The following is a 13,273-nucleotide window of genomic DNA, read 5'->3' on the forward strand; positions in this document are numbered from 1 at the left end:
GGGCGGCGTATCGTGCCGCCCTCATCGTCGCGAGTAACAATTGTATAACCGCCGCGGTCAGCGTAGCCTTAGAGAGAGATAACCCGGCGACGGGGTGAAGCGGAGCCGAGATGAGGAGAACGCAATGCAGCGAGTGGCTATCGTAGGGTTAGGTTGGTTAGGAATGCCGCTGGCGTTATCGCTGATGGCGCGTGGTTATCAGGTGGTGGGCAGCAAGACCACGCCGGATGGGGTTGAGGCGGCGCGGATGAGCGGCGTGGAGTGCTATCCCCTGCGGCTGGCGCCGCAGCTGGAGTGCGACGACGAGGATCTGGCGCAGCTGCTGAGCGTAGATGCCCTGGTGATCACCCTGCCGGCCAGCTGTGGGAACGATGAGGGGATGGGCTACCGTCAGTCGGTGCGTCAGCTGGTCGACAGCGCGCTGGCGTACGGCGTAGCGCGGATCATCTTTTTGAGTTCGACGTCGGTCTACGGCGCCGCGCGCGGCGAGGTCAACGAGGATTCTCCGCTGCAGCCTAACACCCTGGCCGGCCAGGCGCTGACCGATCTGGAGCGCTGGCTGCACGATCTGCCCAATACCTCGGTAGATGTGCTGCGGCTGGCCGGGCTGGTGGGTGAAGGGCGCCATCCGGGACGTTTTCTGGCCGGTAAAACCGATCTGCCGGGCGGTAATGTAGGGGTGAATTTGCTGCACCGGGACGACGCCATCGCTGCGATCATGCTGCTGCTGGCGCAGCCTCAGGGCGGCCACGTTTATAATCTGTGTGCGCCGCAGCATCCGGCTCGCCGGGCCTTTTACCCGCCGCTGGCGCGTGCGCTCGGCCTGACGCCGCCGGCGTTTCGCAGCGATGACGATGCGACAGCGGGTAAAGCGATAGACGGAACCCGTATCAGCCATGAGCTGGGCTTCGTTTACCGCTATTCCGATCCCACGATCATGCCCTTTGATTAGCCGGCGGGGCGTCGACATGCGGCGCCCACGATGATCACATTTTATCGCTGGTGTTTTTTTGTATCGGCAGGTAAAAAAGAGGGGATGAAACGGCGGTGGTAACGGGGAGTAATCGGTATAAATCGAGTGTTGGTATGAATGGTATCACAAACCGACTATTTCTATTGAATGTCGATTATTTTATTTACTATTCAGCCGGTTGAATTACGTTACGATCAGCTATCCGTAGAAAAGCGCGCCGCACAGGGCGGCGCGCCGTGCCTCATCAGGCCAGAGATCCCCACATATCGTATTCGTCGGCATTTTCAATGGTTACGCTGACGATATCGCCCGGTTTGACCCCTCGCTCCCCGTTCAGGTATACCACACCGTCGATCTCCGGCGCATCGGCCATGCTGCGGCCAATGGCGCCTTCCTCGTCAACCTCATCGATGATCACCGGCAGCGTCAGCCCCACTTTCTCCTGCAGACGCTCGGCGGAGATCTGCTGCTGCAGCTGCATAAAGCGATCGAAACGCGCCAGCTTGATCTCGTCAGGGATCTGGTCGGGCAGTTCGTTGGCGGCGGCGCCTTCAACCGGACTGTATTGGAAGCAGCCAACGCGATCCAGGCGTGCCTCGCGCAGGAAGTCCAGCAGCATCTGGAAATCCTCCTCCGTCTCGCCGGGGAAGCCGACGATAAAGGTCGAACGCAGGGTCAGCTGCGGGCAGATCTCGCGCCAGCGCTTGATCCGCTCCAGCGTACGCTCAACGGCGCCGGGGCGCTTCATCAGCTTCAGAATGCGCGGACTGGCGTGCTGCAGCGGGATATCCAGATAGGGCAGCAGCTTACCCTGCGCCATCAGCGGGATAACGTCATCCACGTGCGGATAGGGGTAAACATAGTGCAGGCGGATCCAGATCCCCAGCGTCGCCAGCTGTTCACACAGGCTGAGCATGCTGGTTTTGACCGGCTGACCGTTCCAAAAGCCGGTGCGGTGCTGGATATCCGCGCCGTAGGCGGAGGTATCCTGCGAGATGACCAGCAGCTCACGGACGCCGGAGTCGGCCAGACGCTTGGCTTCGTCCAGCACCGAGCCGATTGGTCGGCTTTCCAGCTCGCCGCGCAGGGAAGGGATAATGCAGAACGCACAGCGGTGGTTACAGCCCTCCGAGATTTTCAGGTAGGCGAAATGCTTGGGCGTTAGCTTGACGCCCTGCTCCGGCACCAGGCTGGTGAAAGGGTTGTGCTGCGGCTTGGCCACGTATTTGTGCACGTGGTGTAGCACCTGCTCATAGCTGTGCGGCCCGGAGATCTCCAGCACCTTGGGGTGGACTTCCCGGATCTGGTTCTCTTTGGCGCCCAGGCAGCCAGTCACGATGACCTTCCCGTTTTCATGCAGCGCTTCGCCGATGGCCTCCAGAGACTCCTGTACCGCGCTGTCGATAAAGCCGCAGGTGTTAACGATCACCAGATCGGCGTCTTCATAGGTAGGCACCACCAGGTAGCCTTCGGTGCGCAGCTCGGTCAGGATGCGCTCGGAGTCGACCAGGTTTTTCGGGCAGCCGAGGGAGACGAAACCGATTGTCGGTTGGCGGGATTGATTGCTCATAGCGTAAAAATTCATCGTGTCTGGTTATGATAGGGCAGGGATTTTACAGCGCTCTGCGCTGAAATTGTACCGCTATTTATTCGGGGGGCGTCGAGCGCTTTTCCTGCTTCAGCGTGCGTTTCCGCGGGACGCGGCGCGCTGTAGCCGAGCGCCGTCTCTCCCACGCAGATAACGTCTAGGAGAGCTAACCTTTCACTTTTTTTAAAAATATCCGCCTAATTAGTCTATGGTATATTTTGATCACTGATTTTTTGCTATCAAGGCTTTTCCTTTTTTGCTTTTGTGCATCGCTCTTGAGCCGTCGCTCCTTTTCTATCGTTGACGTCTGTTTGTCCACGTCATGGGAGAGGATGAGATCAGTATTAAGGGAGTAAGTACGAACAAAGCGCGAGAAGTAGAAATAGCGCCAGGCATCGGCCTCTACCCTGACAGGGGCGTTGAGGGTAAGCAGAGTGCGCGCCGCCTTATTGGTTATCACATAGCCATGCGTCAGCGTTGGGGCATTGGATTCATAAAAAATATAGTCATCAGACAACGCTATCATTTTATTTTTATAAATAAATTTAGTTTTATATAGCAATAGTGCGATATTATCTTCTTTACTTATCCTCTTTTCTATCAACGCAATCACATGGACTGTATCGTTGTGCAGGATAGCATCATCTTCAAGAATGAGTGCAAAAGGGAGTTGCTCCGCGATGATCCGTCGATAGAGGGCGTTATGACTGAGTGCACAGCCCATCTCGCCACGGCTTAAGTAGTAACGTGCATCGGTGTTGATAAGGCTATCCAGATCGCTATCGGTTAAATTTATGCCGCATACGGCGTCAATTATTTCAAATTTAATCTTGAGTCGTTTGCATTGCTGAATGATTTCATTCTTTTTTTGAATATCACTCTTTAAATTTATAATAAATACCCGCATACTAACCCCTGTCAAATGTTTTTATAGCGCTGGAATGTCTCTATGTTTAAACGTTGGCTTTGTATTTACTGCTACCATAATGACGACTATTGACTTTTTTATTTTAAAAAATCTAATATATTATTTTTAATCACATTAAATGCTAATGTAAGTAGTATATAGCCGTGATAATCGCAGCTGAAATGGATGCATGGTTTTTAACTAGAGGGAGGCGATGTGTCTTGAAGACGCGGCAGAGGTATCCCTCTCCTGCGCTTTCTCTAGGGGGCTCTGGCTTAGCGCTATTGCCGCGTAAAAATGCAATAAGGACTCGATAGCTATTTTGGGAGATACCGCGGCTAATGCAGGGTAACCTTGAGAGGAGGCGCGGCAGCCCGCGATATTCTGGAGCGTTATCCGTCATCGGGTTTATCTGGCGCGTTGGCGAGGCCAATTTTAAGAGCGCGCAGGTAATCGGCTGACTCAGGACAACAGCGAGCACCCTGTGCATTTATCTGAGCGCTCGCTGACGACTGAAAAAGTGAACAGCCTAACGGGATGGCTACGCTAAACGGTGGCGCTTATAGAATGTTATTATTCTGCCTCATTTTTTTTAGAAATGGTCGCCGGCAGATCTTGTGATAAAATTTCACCAACGAATTTTTTCGGTCAATACGTTCCCTTAACCTGATCTGTATTGGCGTACGAGACAGTCGCTCCTTCTCTATTGTCGAGTTTTCTTTGGACTGATCTCTTGAGTCAACTAAATTAATATTCAGTGAGTATGGCCGAATGTTTTTTTCGTAATAAAAATTACGCCAGGCATCCGCTTCGAAGCGAACCGGGGTATTGATTGCTGTAATGAGGCGTGCGGTTTTGTTGGTAACCACATAGCCATGGGTACATGTTGGAATATTAGATTCATAAAGGCTATATTTTTTAGATAGCTTTATTTTTTTGTTTCTGTATACGCAGCTCGTTTTATATAGCAGGTATGCATGGCTGTTTTCTTTATCTATAATGTTTTCGATGGCGTGAATAACCTCATTAAGATCATCATGTAAAATGGCATCATCTTCGAGAATTAACGCGTATGGTAGGTCTTCTGTTATTATTTTTTGATATATCCGCAGGTGGCTAAGGGAACAACCTATCTCACCTTTGGTTAAATATATTTGAGCGTCTTTGTCAATTAAACGATCGATCTCTGCTGCGTTGAGATCGATGCCGGAGACCGCCTCGACAATCTCATGGCTAATGTTTAATCTGTTGCACTCACTTATTATTTCGTGCTTCTTCTGAAGATCTCTTTTTAAATTTATAATAAATACTTTCATCGGGTGTTGTGTCTTTCAAATTTAATACCACATGATACATTTTGTATCAAATTAAATCCAGGGTTTTATCATACGATTGATTTTTACTCACCGAGAGGCGTGTGTTTGTTCGATAGGGAGCCGGGTCTTGGCCCGCTACCCGCATGTGATCCATTCATAATTAGGAATAAGCGACCTCTGATCCCGACCCCGAATATGCTCCAGTCGTAATCAGGAATAACTCGCCTCATTCTGGCTGTATATTCTGGCAAGCGGCAGATTTTTCAGCAAATTCGGCGGGATCATCCTGCCCTGTGCAGAATGGGGACGCTTCTGGTTATCGTGTATGCCAGGCCTCGATTTTGCACCGAGCCTCCTCCAGGGAGATGAACTCGTTCTCATTCAGGTAGTTCTGTCAATCTACTGACCTACTGACCTACTGACCTACTGACCTACTGACCTACTGACCTACTGACCTACTGACCTACTGACCTACCTGTCGCTTAAGGTGTCCACCGCTGCGTTGTCCGTCGCCGTTCTCGGGCGTGAGAAGTCGATCCTAATCCCGCTTTCATACACCCGCCTATCCAGTATTTTCTCTGTAAATTCAGAGCCACTATCGGTTTTCAGCAACTGCGGTCAAAGACGCCTGAACGCTATGCTGCTCAGCATCTCAGCATCTCAGCATCTCAGCATCTCAGCATCTCAGCATCTCAGCATCTCAGCATCTCAGCATCTCAGCATCCCAGCATCCCAGCATCCCAGCATCCCAGTATTCCAGCATCCCAGTATTCCAGCATCCCAGTATTCCAGTATTCCAGTATTCCAGTATTCCAGTATTCCAGCTATTTCTGTCGAACGCAGATTCTGTCTCGCGCATATTTTCAGGCATTCGCGGGTGTAACGGTCGATAGCCGTCAGCCGGCGCAGTCGCCCTCCGTCAAACAACGCATCAGAGACAAAATTCATGCCCCAGACGTAAGTTTGGAGGCCGGCCCTTAGGCCGCAGCGTGCCGCCGCTGGGCAGATTTATTGCGGCGTGGCTGCTTGAGAGCCCCTGCTCACCGTCGGGGCGGTAGATGTGCGCGCTACCCTTCACGCCGGAGCATCACGTGTACCCGGCGATATCCGTAGTGAATTCGCACTTCGCTGATCTCCCGAATACACGGGTGCAGTGCGCTGTCATCGGCAGCAACGAAAAGATACCTGAACGAACGGCGATTAACCCGCAGTGCAAAACAGACCGCTCTTTCGCTAGCGCCATAACGGGCCTATAAATCCCGGCTTCATTCGCGCAACGGTGCCAGCGTCAGCGCTTTTTTGCCAATACGTCCTGCAGCATCGCCTTGTCGCGGCTGAGATCGGCAACTAGCCTCTTCAGCCGCAGATTTTCCGCTTTCAACTGCCGCATCTGTCTGAGTTCAGAAGGGGAAATTCCATCGTATTTCTTTCGCCATGTGTAAAAAGTGGCGTCGGAGATATCCAGCTTGCGGCAGACACCCGGCGTGGACGAACCCAGCTCAGCCTGCTTCCTGCTTCAGGGCAAAGATAATCTGCTCTTCGGTGAATCGTGGCTTTTTCATTGGCACCACCTCCGTTCAGGGGAGCGTTTATCATGCCGGCATTCTGTTTCTGAACGGAACAGGATTTTGGGGCAGGGTAACCAACATGATGGCCGTTCACTACTTTATTAAAATGACACTGATATAATATGGCATGACTGCGCCTTTTGCTGTTTGTCATGATTCTTTGAATTTATCAATTAATGCCTCCCTGATATAACGATGAAACGTATCGTTATCCATTAACTCATGCCAGTATAACTTGCTTTGCAGGGATATATCACTATTGGTTATCTCTACGCTAAGAAGGTTAAATTTTGTTATAATGGTATCGCTTAGGTAGGCAAAACTGTCGCTTGTTTCTAAAATATCTACGATAGCCCGAATAGACTGAGTGCAGAAGGTTGATGATGATAACCCTGGTATCTTTCCAAACTTATCATTGTATGCGATAGATAGGGCTGCCGGACGTTCTATTAGCTCGATATACTTGAATTGACCTAACGCCTCACCGGTTGTATGTACACCTGCAAGAGGATGGCCTTTTCTCACTGCAAAGGAGAAGGTATGCTGGCGCATATCTAACGATTTTATGCTATTAGGCGTATCACTGAGATGCCCAATGAAAAAATCTATTTTTCCAGAGAGGAGATCCTGCATCAAGTTAGCGTTTCTTGACATTATTTTAAATGATACATCATCACTTATGTTGAGGTCTTGCTTGATTTTGTTTAGTAATTCAATAAGTTCTGCGACATAGACATCTGAGTTAATGCAGATGGTATATATGTTTTTGCTAGGTCTAATGTCATCAGAATAAATGTCAATAATGTTATAAATATTTTCTATGTGAGTAATTACGCCTTCCAGTTTTGGCAATAACTCATCGCCAAACGAAGTTAACACCATACTGTTTTTGCTTCTCACCAGAAGCTGATCGTTAAAAATCTCTCTCAGCCGAGAGAGTTTCTGGCTTACAGCAGATTGGCTAATGCAGAGCTCATCAGCAACGCTTTGCACGCGCTTTAGCTTTAGCAATAAATATAGAGTTATCAGTAGGTTGCTGTCATACTTTATCGCTTTTGGAAATGTATTTCTAAACATATAGTCATGTGCTCTGGTGGCGAGAGAGTAAGATCACTTGTAAGTGATTGATATTTTTTGATCGTGATAAAAATTATTATGGCACTATAAAGACATACATCCGCAAAATAGATGTAATTGTATTATACATGAAAATATTATTTTTTCATTGTCAATATAAAAATAAATTATTTTTTAGAAGCGTTTTTTCAGGTGATTCTCATTCTATACGCTATCAATGAGGTGATCGTATGCATCGTGACGCTTTCAAAGCGTAGCTTTGTTTACATTAAGTTACATTAATTTTCATTATGTTACACGCGTATTGGTGTATTAAATATCTATTATTTTGCATGTATATAACAAATAGTTATAATGGGATTGCCATGATCTGCTTGGCTGAGGAGTAATCTCCTTCTTCCAAGATTTTTCTCGTAGGAGAAGGAAATTGTTTGAGTGACAATGTGCTTGAATAATAATGTGGATATAATTAAGAGAGATATAAGTTACGTCATCGAATATACAAACTATATATAACCACGATTGTAAATCAAGGTTTGCTCTCATATCGAGATGCGTTGACGCTATAATTGTCAAAAAATAGATAGAAATGGTCGTGCTATCAGTATGTTTCTTCGTGTTGATTATGGGGGCGTGAGATCTTAACTGGTTGTTTTGTTGATGGCGAGCAATGCCGAAATGAGGTGATTATAATTAGATAAGAGAATGGATCTCTCTTGCTTATTTTTTATTCCAATCATATGAATAATCTTATTTTGGCATCGGTATATCGCATTCTTTGATTTACGGCATATAATAGACACCTCTTTTACGCTAGTACCATTGGCCATCATTCTTAACATGGCAATATTATCTTCTGATATCTTTATTTTCTTCTCAAGTGTGTAGTTATCAATTTTTTCATCCATCTCAAATATTAGTGATATTGCTTGTTTTATTTCTTCCAGTGTACTGGATAGTGGGATTGATGATGTCATATTAAATTTAGAGAAAACACCATCCAGTAATGATGTGATGATGAGCTGCTTGCAAATGGATTTTTCACTGATTGATTTTATTGCATTTAATAATGAAATGGATAAATCCTCGTTGCCAACGGCATATATGATCCCTATGTAGTTAACAATTTTACTTTCTATATCGCCTATGTTTTCTATATCAATATGTTCAATGCTCATCGTAGATATTGAGCGAATCAGCTCAGTAATAGATAAATCTAATAGTTGGTTTTTGCAAAAAAAAGCAATTTTTTTATCGCTAGTGAATGAACTTATATTCATAACGTGCTCCATTTGACTTGACCGTACATTTGCCATTCTACAAATGATTTATTCATTTAGTAATGATTAATTATCGATGTTTTGATGTTTTTCAGTTGAGGTCGTTTATATACTATTGTTTAAGGACTATAGATAAGTATTAAATATGTTAATATTTAATTTATTTTACTGTCAAATGAATTTATGACGACCGTGGATTATTTTTCTTAATGTCTTAGATTAGCTGATGTAATGTGGCGTGGCATTAACTCTATTTTATATAATTAACGGTGAAGATTACTCGCTAACGTTATCTGTCTGTAGGTGATTTTATTGTCTTTGCGGCTTTGGGTTTATTTTGTAATTAACTGTTTTAATTGATTTTTTTGTCTACATTATTAATTCTTATTCCATGCTTTAATTTATTTGATTTGTCTCCTGGTTTGATGACTGGATATTATTAATTGACAGCGTGTAACTAGGCCGATAAGCAGCTGCTGCGCTGCAGCTACGCTTTCGCTCTAGGTCAGGAACTTTGGTTAATCCAGCTCAGATCAAGTTAAGCCTTGAATATGGTTAATCCTGCTCAGGTCAGGTTAAGCCTTGAATCTTGAGCTAAGTAATCAGTCAAGCTTGCTTATCTTTGATTTTACCTGGTATTTGTTTTTGATGCACTGTGAATTTTTGAGATGTATCTATCCCAATGGATGACTATTTTTTTAATTTTGTTTTTCAGGGATAACACTAGGTGGATAAACGATAACCTATTTTAGTTTATCCTATTGGTACAACTAATCTATACATAATGTATATCTAAGGATATTTTGCAATGAAATTGAACAAGCTTGTTGTTATGCTGGGGCTGGTTGCTGCTACGACTAGTGGTGCTGCATTTGCCGCAACCGAGGGATCAGGCACTGTGACTTTTAAAGGTGCAATTATCGATGCACCGTGTTCCATTACGCCTGATACCACTGATCAAACCGTCAATCTGGGACAGGTCTCCAGTAATGCGTTGCTGGGGGGGGTACATCTTCTCCGCAGCAGTTTAATATTAAACTGGAGGGATGTGACGTTTCAGCGTTGGCTAAGAAAACCGTGACTACCGCATTTAATGGTGTCGCAGATGGTGATAATTTGAGTCTGCAAGGCGGGACAGCAGCTGGTGCCGCTATCGTTATCGTGGACTCTACCGGTGCCCCGATCAAAATTAACGATGCTATTGGCGGTGCACCTGAATCCATTGTGGATGGTAGCAATACCCTACATTTCTCTGCCTACCTGAAAGGTGATACTGGTTCTAGTGCGATTCAGACCGGTGATTTTGCCTCTGTTGCAAGCTTCGTTTTGGCTTACCAGTAAGGCTCTGCGCATGTCTGGCCGGGTATTTTACCTGGCCATTTCAACACAAGGCTTGAGTGGGGGTGGCATGCGTTATTGCGGTTTTACTATAGTGGTACTTTACCTGCTGGCGTTACCTGCAATATCTAGGGCAAGTGACTTAGGTACGGGTTATGTCAGGATGCAAGGTTCCATTATTGATACACCTTGTTCCATTGCCGTGGAGAGCCGTGATCAGATCATTAATATGTCTGTGGTCCCCGTTGCACAAATTATGCGTGATAGCTATGGTCCGACGCGATCGTTTCGTATTCGGCTAGAGCACTGTGATTTAGCCAGAGATAATCCTAACCAGCCAGATTGGAATACGTTTCGGGTGACATTTGATGGTGCTGCGACACACCATGATCTCTTCGCAGTAAGTGGGGAAGGTCGAGGGGTGGGACTGCAAATCGCCGATGAGGCTGATAATTTAGCTATTCCCGGAGTGAAAATGCCTGCAGGTAATCTTCATCCTGGTAGTAATATGCTGTATTACACGATGCGTTTGGTGACTAACCACAAGAAGTTGCAGGCGGGAGCGTACCGGACATCTATTCGTTTTAAATTGGATTATTACTGATGCAAGGGCATGAGGTTCGTCGTTTTGTTATTCGCCCGTTGTCAGTGGTAGTATCGCTGGCGATATTTGGGCAGTCAGTATTAGCTGCACAAAGCGTGGAGTTTAATACCGACGTCTTGGATGTTAAGGATCGGAGCAGCATCGATTTAAGCGAGTTTTCCCAGGCCGGATATATTATGCCTGGGGAGTATAACATGGTGGTCTATATTAATAAAAATGCGCTACCAGAGCAGACCGTAAAATTCCTTGCTCCAGATAATAATCCTAAAGGCAGTGAACCGTGTATCACTCCCGATATGGTCGAGCGTCTGGGGCTGAAAACGAGTGCATTACGTGATGTAAGTTATTGGCATCAGGGGCAGTGTCTGAATTTTGATTCCCTTAAAGGGATGTCGGCTCAAGGTGAGCTGGCCAGTGCTTCTCTATATTTGAACATACCTCAAGCTTATCTTGAATATACTGCGAAAGATTGGGACCCACCAGCGACTTGGGATGATGGTGTAGCAGGATTATTATTTGACTATAATTTCAATACTCAACTTACTCGATCTCATCGGGGCGATGGTACTCAGTCAGTAAGCGGTAACGGAACGACGGGGTTTAATCTTGGGGCGTGGCGTTTTCGTGCTGATTGGCAAGGGAATTATAATCATAACTCAGAACCAGGCAATAGTAATAACAGCGAGCGTAGCTGGGATTGGACGCGTTACTATGCCTATCGTGCCATTACCGCTCTGCGGGCTAAGTTAACGCTAGGCGAAAGTTATTTAAACTCCAGTATATTTGATAGCTTTCGCTATTTGGGTGCTAGCCTGGAGACCGATGACAACATGCTGCCACCCAATCTACGCGGCTATGCGCCAGAGGTGACAGGCGTGGCGAATACCAATGCTAAGGTAACCATTAGCCAACAGGGACGTGTACTGTATGAGACTACGGTAGCTGCCGGTCCGTTCCGGATTCAGGATCTCAACTCGGCAACAACCGGTACGCTGGATGTTAAAATTACTGAAGAGGATGGTTCGGTGCGTACCTACCAGGTGAATACGGCTAATATTCCTTACCTGACGCGTCCCGGGCTAGTACGCTATAAGTTGGCCTTGGGAAGGCCCTTAGATTATCAGCACAACCAACAAGGGCCAGGGTTTGTCACCGGGGAATTTTCTTGGGGTATCAATAACGGGTGGTCGTTATACGGTGGCTCCGTATTAGCGGGTAGTGATTATAATGCGCTAGCGCTCGGCATTGGGCGAGACCTGATGGCTTTTGGCGCATTATCGTTTGATATCACTCAATCCACTGCCGAACTACCGCAGCAAGGGGTGAAGAGCGGGGGATCGTATCGCCTGAGTTATTCTAAGCGCTTTGATCAATATGATAGCCAGGTAACTTTCGCTGGGTATCGCTTTAGTCAACGTGACTTTATGAGCATGTCTCAGTATCTCGATGCGCGTTATCTTGGCCAGAGTGATGGTATGGGACGTGAACTATACACTATTACCTTAAATAAACAATTTAGTGAATTGAATCTTTCGACCAACTTGAACTATAGCCATCAAACCTATTGGGATCGCCCATCAGAGGATAGTTATACCTTGTCGCTGGCTCGTTATTTTGATCTCGGCCGAATTAAAAACATTAGTTTGTCATTATCAGCTTACCGTAGTGCATATAACAATACGAATGATGATGGGATGTATGTGAGCCTGAGTGTTCCGTGGGGAACCCATGGTACTTTAACGTATGATAGCCAGCATTCTAGCAGCGGTAATACGAATATGGTTGGTTATTCAGGCATCATCAATGCCAACAATAACTATAACATTCGTGCCGGTGTGGGTAACCAAGGTCGCGCGGCTGCATCGGGTTACTTTGTCCATGATGGCGACTTGGCGCAGGTTACGGCCAATGCTAGCTACCAAGATGGGCAGTACAGCTCTCTGGGAGTGAGCCTGCAGGGAGGGATGACTGCGACGATGCAAGGGGCGGCGCTACACCGGATCAATGTAATGGGAGGGACCCGGATGATGGTGGATACTGATGGTGTGGCAGGCGTGCCGATCTATGGTTACGGCGGGATCACTGATACTAATATGTTTGGTAAGGCCGTCGTCGGTGATGTGAACAGCTATTACCATAATGCAGTCAAGGTGGATGTTGATCACTTGGCCGATAACGTTGAGGCAACGCGCTCGGTGGTAGAAGGGACACTGACGGAGGGCGCTATTGGCTATCGCCGCTTTGGTATCATCGCAGGGGAGAAATCAATGGCGGTCATCACGTTGGCCGATGGGAGTACGCCACCCTTTGGCGCTATTGTTAGTAATCAGAACCAAGAGCAATTAGGTATTGTGAATGACGAGGGCCGAATATGGTTAACGGGTATTCAGGTCGGTGAGATAATGAATGTTCGCTGGGATGGTGCAGAACGTTGTCGTTTGACTATACCGAAGTCACTGCCGTCACCAGGGGGCATGTTGCTATTACCATGTCAGCCGCTTAATGGACATTAATTGATAGCTAAGAAATAACCATATTGCGATGTTTTGCCACGGTTGGGGACAGGGGTTCTTGCGATGATAGTAGACAGTGAGCAGTGATAGATAAGCTTTTCTGTGTTGC

General features: G+C 46.7%; 9 protein-coding genes and 1 pseudogene. 4 read left to right on the forward strand and 6 right to left on the reverse strand.

From position 1 onward, the window contains the following. The first annotated feature begins 124 nt into the window (after positions 1 to 124). Positions 125 to 952 carry an SDR family oxidoreductase gene (locus QY76_RS08965; RefSeq protein WP_034162538.1) on the forward strand — a complete coding sequence of 276 codons (828 nt, stop codon included), beginning with the start codon at positions 125 to 127 and terminating at the stop codon, positions 950 to 952. Positions 953 to 1,217: 265 nt separating this feature from the next. Here QY76_RS08965 and rimO read toward each other — a convergent pair whose 3' ends face one another. The 6 genes from rimO to QY76_RS08995 all read right to left on the reverse strand — a co-directional run bounded on the left by rimO (position 1,218) and on the right by QY76_RS08995 (position 8,709). Continuing rightward, complete coding sequence (rimO, locus tag QY76_RS08970; RefSeq protein WP_034162537.1) at positions 1,218 to 2,543, reverse strand: 30S ribosomal protein S12 methylthiotransferase RimO; 1,326 nt, start codon at positions 2,541 to 2,543, stop codon at positions 1,218 to 1,220. Between the two features lie 184 nt (positions 2,544 to 2,727). Further along, entirely contained in the window at positions 2,728 to 3,468 is a 741-nt protein-coding gene (locus QY76_RS08975) for a glycosyltransferase family 25 protein (RefSeq protein ID WP_034162536.1), read from the reverse strand. A 560-nt stretch (positions 3,469 to 4,028) separates the two neighbouring features. Beyond that, positions 4,029 to 4,784, reverse strand: coding sequence for a glycosyltransferase family 25 protein (locus QY76_RS08980; protein WP_034162535.1), 756 nt, complete (start codon positions 4,782 to 4,784; stop codon positions 4,029 to 4,031). 1,288 nt (positions 4,785 to 6,072) lie between these two features. Continuing rightward, the gene (locus QY76_RS08985) at positions 6,073 to 6,282 is read right to left on the reverse strand and encodes a transposase (RefSeq protein ID WP_095666536.1); all 210 of its coding nucleotides are present in this window, start codon (positions 6,280 to 6,282) and stop codon (positions 6,073 to 6,075) included. A gap of 220 nt (positions 6,283 to 6,502) precedes the next feature. Next, positions 6,503 to 7,429: a LysR family transcriptional regulator gene (locus tag QY76_RS08990; protein WP_034162534.1), complete on the reverse strand. Its 927-nt coding sequence runs from the start codon at positions 7,427 to 7,429 to the stop codon at positions 6,503 to 6,505. Positions 7,430 to 8,070: 641 nt separating this feature from the next. Continuing rightward, entirely contained in the window at positions 8,071 to 8,709 is a 639-nt protein-coding gene (locus QY76_RS08995) for a hypothetical protein (protein WP_034162533.1), read from the reverse strand. 808 nt (positions 8,710 to 9,517) lie between these two features. Here QY76_RS08995 and QY76_RS09000 point away from each other — a divergent pair. From QY76_RS09000 to QY76_RS09005, 3 genes and pseudogenes are all read left to right on the forward strand, one after another. Then, positions 9,518 to 10,050, forward strand: a pseudogene (locus QY76_RS09000) (fimbrial protein). Positions 10,051 to 10,060: 10 nt separating this feature from the next. Continuing rightward, positions 10,061 to 10,651, forward strand: a complete 591-nt coding sequence (locus QY76_RS17870) for a fimbrial protein (protein WP_235439365.1) — start codon at positions 10,061 to 10,063, stop codon at positions 10,649 to 10,651. Next, positions 10,651 to 13,164, forward strand: a complete 2,514-nt coding sequence (locus tag QY76_RS09005) for an outer membrane usher protein (protein WP_034162531.1) — start codon at positions 10,651 to 10,653, stop codon at positions 13,162 to 13,164. Before QY76_RS17870 ends, QY76_RS09005 begins: the two co-directional genes overlap by 1 nt. Positions 13,165 to 13,273: the final 109 nt, after the last annotated feature.

The organism is Edwardsiella sp. EA181011 (genome assembly GCF_000800725.1).
Lineage (GTDB): Bacteria > Pseudomonadota > Gammaproteobacteria > Enterobacterales > Enterobacteriaceae > Edwardsiella > Edwardsiella anguillarum.

Excerpts from the sequence above, each read along its gene's own strand:
- QY76_RS17870 (WP_235439365.1), top strand. The coding sequence starts at position 10,061 with ATGTCTGGCCGGGTATTTTACCTGGCCATTTCAACACAAGGCTTGAGT.
- QY76_RS08965 (WP_034162538.1), top strand. The coding sequence starts at position 125 with ATGCAGCGAGTGGCTATCGTAGGGTTAGGTTGGTTAGGAATGCCGCTG.
- QY76_RS08990 (WP_034162534.1), bottom strand. The coding sequence starts at position 7,429 with ATGTTTAGAAATACATTTCCAAAAGCGATAAAGTATGACAGCAACCTA.
- QY76_RS08995 (WP_034162533.1), bottom strand. The coding sequence starts at position 8,709 with ATGAATATAAGTTCATTCACTAGCGATAAAAAAATTGCTTTTTTTTGC.
- QY76_RS09005 (WP_034162531.1), top strand. The coding sequence starts at position 10,651 with ATGCAAGGGCATGAGGTTCGTCGTTTTGTTATTCGCCCGTTGTCAGTG.
- QY76_RS08975 (WP_034162536.1), bottom strand. The coding sequence starts at position 3,468 with ATGCGGGTATTTATTATAAATTTAAAGAGTGATATTCAAAAAAAGAAT.
- QY76_RS08980 (WP_034162535.1), bottom strand. The coding sequence starts at position 4,784 with ATGAAAGTATTTATTATAAATTTAAAAAGAGATCTTCAGAAGAAGCAC.
- rimO (WP_034162537.1), bottom strand. The coding sequence starts at position 2,543 with ATGAGCAATCAATCCCGCCAACCGACAATCGGTTTCGTCTCCCTCGGC.